The organism is Bacteroidota bacterium, assembly GCA_021300195.1.
Classification (GTDB): Bacteria; Bacteroidota; Bacteroidia; order J057; family JAJTIE01; genus JAJTIE01.
Genome location: JAJTIE010000016.1, coordinates 1 through 5,387, shown reverse-complemented (window position 1 = coordinate 5,387; position 5,387 = coordinate 1). Strand labels below are relative to the sequence as shown.

General features: G+C 54.9%; 5 protein-coding genes. 1 reads left to right on the top strand and 4 read right to left on the bottom strand.

Annotated elements, in window-relative coordinates:
* Nucleotides 1–2,328 (top strand): hypothetical protein (locus LW884_04075; protein MCE3007511.1); only part of this gene is annotated, 2,328 nt, incomplete at its 5' end.
* 119 nt (nucleotides 2,329–2,447) lie between these two features.
* On the opposite strand, the gene LW884_04070 is transcribed toward LW884_04075, so the two are convergent.
* The 4 genes from LW884_04070 to LW884_04055 form a co-directional block, all read right to left on the bottom strand.
* A complete protein-coding gene (locus tag LW884_04070; GenBank protein ID MCE3007510.1) occupies nucleotides 2,448–3,386 on the bottom strand; it encodes a WYL domain-containing protein in 939 nt (312 codons plus the stop codon).
* Between the two features lie 305 nt (nucleotides 3,387–3,691).
* Nucleotides 3,692–4,306, bottom strand: a complete 615-nt coding sequence (locus LW884_04065; protein MCE3007509.1) for a porin family protein — start codon at nucleotides 4,304–4,306, stop codon at nucleotides 3,692–3,694.
* A gap of 191 nt (nucleotides 4,307–4,497) precedes the next feature.
* Nucleotides 4,498–4,959, bottom strand: a complete 462-nt coding sequence (gene bcp / locus LW884_04060; GenBank protein ID MCE3007508.1) for a thioredoxin-dependent thiol peroxidase — start codon at nucleotides 4,957–4,959, stop codon at nucleotides 4,498–4,500.
* A 112-nt stretch (nucleotides 4,960–5,071) separates the two neighbouring features.
* Nucleotides 5,072–5,387, bottom strand: a 316-nt coding sequence (locus LW884_04055) for a hypothetical protein (protein MCE3007507.1), incomplete at its 5' end; no start/stop codon positions are given.

Below are 5,387 nucleotides of genomic sequence, written 5' to 3'. Positions count from 1 at the left end.
GCGGGCCAGCCCTGCGTACGTTTTCGGGTAGGTCTTGTGTTTCGCAACGCCGGCCTTTTGCCCATCGAGTTTGCCATAGACAACCTGCGGATAGAGAACAGCCCCAACCCCGATGTGATGGTGGAGGCCATCCTGAGCCCCACGAATGCTTCAAGCAGCGCGTGCACGTTTCGCAATGCGGTACCGGTGAGCGTTCGGGTGCGGAATCTATCGTGTACGCCCCTTACCAATGTGCCCATCCGCCTGACGGTTGCAGGCCCCATACCAGCTACCATAGATAGGCAGATCGCCTCGCTTGGTGCGGACGCGTTTGTGGATTATAACCTCGCGGGAGCTACCATTGATATGTCTGCGGTGGGTACCTACACCCTTACCGCCAGCTCATCTCTTTCACCCGATGCCAATCCCGCTAACAACAGTGCGAGCCAGAGTGTAGACGTGACCTTTCCTACCCTCAGCACATACCCTTATGAGGCCACCTTTGAGGGGGGCACGCAAAACTGGGTACCCTCAACCAATGTGGGCGGCAACAACTGGGTGTGGGGTGTGCTGCCCGCCACCTACACGGTGGATGGGCCAGAGGGCCGTGGCAACAGCTGGCGCCTGGTGATACCGGCCGGTACGGGCAGCGGCGGCGGACCCGGTGAAGCCCCTTGGCTTACTTCGCCCGTTTTCGATCTTTCTGCCACCACCAATCCCGTATTGAGCTTTGAGATAAAGGGAGATATCAATAATAGCGGCGGCTGGAACCAGGTGGTAGTTCAGGTTAGCACAAACGGAGGCCAAAGCTGGAGCGTACTGGGCAGTCAGGCTGATCCGGACTGGTACGGCGCCTGGCCAGGCTTTAACCAAGGCTGGAGTAGTCGAAATTTGGGCGCCTTGTCAAACTGGCGGCGGGTACAGCAGGCCTTGTGTGCCTTTGCAGGCAATGGCTGTGTACAGCTTCGTTTTGGTATGTTTTTCCGAAACTCAGGCGTGCTTCCAGTAGAATTTGCCGTAGATAATATCCGGGTAGATGATACCCCTCTGGACGCGGCTCTTACGAGCATATCCGGCTGCTATGGCAGCAGTTATCCCATGCAGGTCACGATATTCAACCGACAGCGGTGCACAACTGCACCTGTCATAACCACGGCCACGGTAACCGTGGAAATAAATGGTTCGGCACAAAGCTTTAACCTAACTGGGCTGAACATCCCTGCCAATACTACCCGTACCGTAACACTAGGTGAAACCACCATCCCAACACAAACAAGCACCGTACGGGCTTGGGTAAAACTGCCGAATGGGCTGAATGATCAGGTACAGATTAACGACTCGATTGTTGCCAATGTGCTAGCTTTCCCCAACTGTAATGACCACTGTAGCAACGCCATTGCCCTGGGCCTGGGCACCACCACTGCCAGCCAGACCACTGCCGCTACTACCGGTGCAGAGGACCCTGGATTTTCCGGTTGTTCTGGGTTCATTACGGTAGAGAATACGGTGTGGTATACCTTCTCTACCACCTCTACCGGTGGAAATGTTACCCTCATATTCGAGAACATCGTTTCCAATCCCGGCAATAATGGTATTCAGGTAGAGGTTATGCAGGTAACCGGGCCCAATCCGTGCACTGCAGCGAACCGTACAACGATGTTCTGTTCCAATCCTGGCACCACCTCAGACATTACCTGGGGCCCGAATAGTCTTCCGGCCAATACCCAATATGTGATAGCTGTAGACGGATTTGCGGGTAATGATGCTGACTTTGACATCACGCTGGTGGGAGATGGGGTGCTGCCCGTGGAGGGCCTGGTGCTGAGTGGCGAGCTGCAGGCGCAGGACGGAATACTAAGCTGGCGCACCGATCGGGAGCTGAATAATGACCGTTTCGAACTAAGGCGCAATTCCGGTACTGGCTGGCAGACCATCGCCACCCAGCAGGGCGGCGGTACTACTAGTGAGCCCCGTAGTTACCAGCACGTAGATGCCCAACTGCCCAAGGGACTGCACTACTATCAGCTGAAGCAGTTTGACTTTGATGGAACGGGGCACTACAGTAATGTCGTAGCACTGGCAGTGGGTTCTAGTGGTCTGTTTACCCTGGGAAGTCCGTACTACCGTGAGGGGCTCAAGGTACCCATTTTTGTAGATGAGGCGGCAGACGTGCAGCTACGCCTGATCACGCCCTTGGGTCAGGAGGTGTTTTCCACCGTACTACCCGCGCGTGCTGGTGCGCAGGAGCTGGATATCCCGGTTCGGAACCTGGCCAAGGCGGTATACATTCTGCAGGCCACCTACAAGGGCCAGAGCCAGACGCAGCGCTTTATCTTGCTGAATGAGTAGGGTAGGTAGGTATTTGTGGGATACATAGGCCAGCATTCCCACTTCAGGTCCGCTTTGCCCTGGGCGGGGCAGTGGCTGTTTGGTTGGCTATATGCCAAGAGCGAGTTACTGCCCAGTCCTCAGCGCGTTTCGGCTGTTTGATACAGCGCCTGGGCTGCCCGCAGTTGTGTCGCCACCTCGTTTCGCAGGCTGTTTGGGCTTACCACCTCCACCGCTGCTCCAAAGCTGAGGATGCGTGCCACCATGTCCGGCGTTATGGCCATCCAGTAGGTGTACACCACACCTTTGGTGTGGGCATCTGCCTCCTGTGGGGTCTCTTTTTCTTGCGTGCTATGTAGCGGCAGCGTGTCTACGTAGGGTGCGGCCCCCGGCGAGAAGCGTAGCTTCACTAGCTCGGGCGTACCCCCATAGGCCCCCATGCTTTCCAGTAGTTTTTCTTCCAGCTTATGCCGGGGCTGGCGGCCAAACTGGGCCTCTAGTACCTCCACCGCCTGTATCCGCTCCAGGCCAAAGTAGCCCCAGTTTCCGGCTGCCGGGTGCCACGCCAGCAGGTACCAGCGCCCACCCACCCGGCGTAGTACATGCGGCTGCAGGCTGTGCTCGGCAGCATGTGCCTGGCCAAACCGCTGGTAGTGGAGGCGGATCATACGGCTTTGGCGTATGGCTGGCAGCAGTGCTCGCATGTGCGTGAGTGCTGCCTGGCCCTCTATGTGGTCAAAGTGCAGATAGCTGCTACCATCTCGGGCCGGTTCGCAGGCTTCGGCTATCAGGTCTAGCTCGTTCTGCTTGTACAGCAGGTAGCGAAAGGCTAAACTGTAACGCCGGGCAGATGGCGCATCCGACCTGTCTTCCAGGCGGTAGCCTGTGTCGGGTTTGTACACTACGGGTACCTGAAATTCCTCCCGTAGGGCCTGGATGTCTCGGTCGAAGGTGCGCCCCGATCCATCGGCGTAGTAGTCCGACATTTTTTCCAGCAGGTCTTTTTTGCTCATGCCGCTTGTGTGCTCCAGCAGGTGGATGAGCTGGCAGTACCGGCTCAGTGCTTTCTTGTTTGCCATGGGGTAGGGTGCGCACATTTAAGCTTGCACCGGCTGAATTTAATCAAAATAGCACCCAACCCTTGCCCATCTGGCGATATTACCTGCCTATGCGCCTCTTCTTTGTGCTGCTGGCCCAGGCTGTGTGCTACGCCATGTGTCTACATAGCCCGTGCCCCTATAGGGCTGCACGCCTGTCTGTGATAAGAATGGCTGAAAAGAGGGGTACTTACACCCTGTTTCCAGCTCCAATATGTAAGCAAGGGCAATACACGCCTTTAACCTGGCAGAGAGGACGTTCTTGGCTTCCTTTTCCTTAAACAGTCCTAAAACGAGTGTCTGATCCCCGCATGGAGCAGCCCCAAATCACCTGTCCAAACCTTCTTCTCCCCATAGGCATCGCTGAAGTCGAATTGCAAAGTGACTTTGAGTTTATCCGATAGCTTATGTGCGTAGCCCAACGTTACCATATACCCCAGATTGGAAGTGTTGGTAACCTCCGAATCAACATTATCCACAGCAAGCTCGGAGCGAGAGAACAAAAATCCTAAGCCGGGCCGAAAAAACACCTCCGACCGATCTGCCACCGGAAGGAATAGTACCGGACTAAAAATGAGGTTTGAGTGGCGAGCAGATATTTTAGCCTTTTGACTGGTGAGAAGGAGTGTACCCTCAGCCCTCAATTCACCCACCATTGTGGCTGCACTGAGCTCAATACCAAGATATCTAGTTATCCGATAGCCCGCCCCAATATTGACCATTGGCTTCCATTGGGATGTTGAGGTGGTCTTAAGAAACGCCAACCCGTCCTCCGATCTGGAGAGTCCGACAGACGCATTCAGATAGAGACCTTTCGCCTTGGGCCCGGCATCGCTTTGGCCCATTGCACGGAAGGATAAGGCCACAGAAAGGAAGCTGATAAGAATTATTTTTCTTTGCACGGCGCTTTTTTCTCGGGTTTTTAAAAGTCTCCTGTAAGGGAAAAAGAGGGTTTGCTTACCTGTTTCTGTAATCAGTAGCTCTTTTCTCTTACAAGCACTCTTCAGTTGATGATTGAAGGCGTGTGGAAATGGTGGCTTAGTCTTGGCAATGCAGCCTGCTGCCTGGCCTAACGCGTGTGTGGCTTATGGGCCTATGCCGGGTTCAGGATTTGCTCGGCGTGCGCTTCGGTATTCACTTTTTTGATCACCTCCTGGATGATTCCGGCGCCATCTATTATAAAGGTGGCACGTGTAACCCCCATGAATTTCTTGCCATACATGTTTTTCTCGCCCCATACGCCGTAGGCGTTTACGATCTTTTGATCCGTATCGGCCAGCAGGGGGAAGGGCAGGCTATACTTGGCTATGAACTTCTGGTGGCTGGCTTCATCGTCCACACTCACGCCCAGTACCCTATAGCCCTGTGCCAGCAGCTGCTGATAGTGGTCGCGCAGGTTGCAGGCCTCTTTGGTACAGCCAGGGGTGTCGTCCTTCGGGTAGAAGTACAGCACTAGCTTGCTGCCTGCGTAGTCGCTCAGGCCCAGCATTTTGCCATCCTGGTCTTTTGCTTCAAAGTTTGGGGCCTTATCGCCCGCTTTTAGTGTTATTGCCATAGGGTTATACAGATTTTTTGTGGTGGGAGGATTGGATTTGCGGCTCGTTCAATTGGTTTCTAAACCACTAGGGGTTACTTTCAGTTTCGCTCATCTGCCGACCAGGGGTAGGCTAGAAGCCTAAATCTTCATCCAGGTCCAGCTCCAGGTCGTCCTCAAAGCCCAGGTCATCCTGGCTGCCCTCCTCATAGCTTTCCTCGAAATTCAACTCTCCCTCGTCTACCTCCAGGCTCAGGTCATCACCCAGGCCTAGCTCTGCCCCCAGGTCGTCGTCTACCGAATAGTCTGTTTCGGAGAAATCCTGCCCAAGAGGCCCATCCGGGTTGTCTAGCTCATCCAGCGATACATCCAGATCTAGCTCTGTATCCAGGGCATCCTCTATGCTTAGGGGCGGTGTTTCGGTCTGGGTCTGGGTCTGGGTCTGGGTC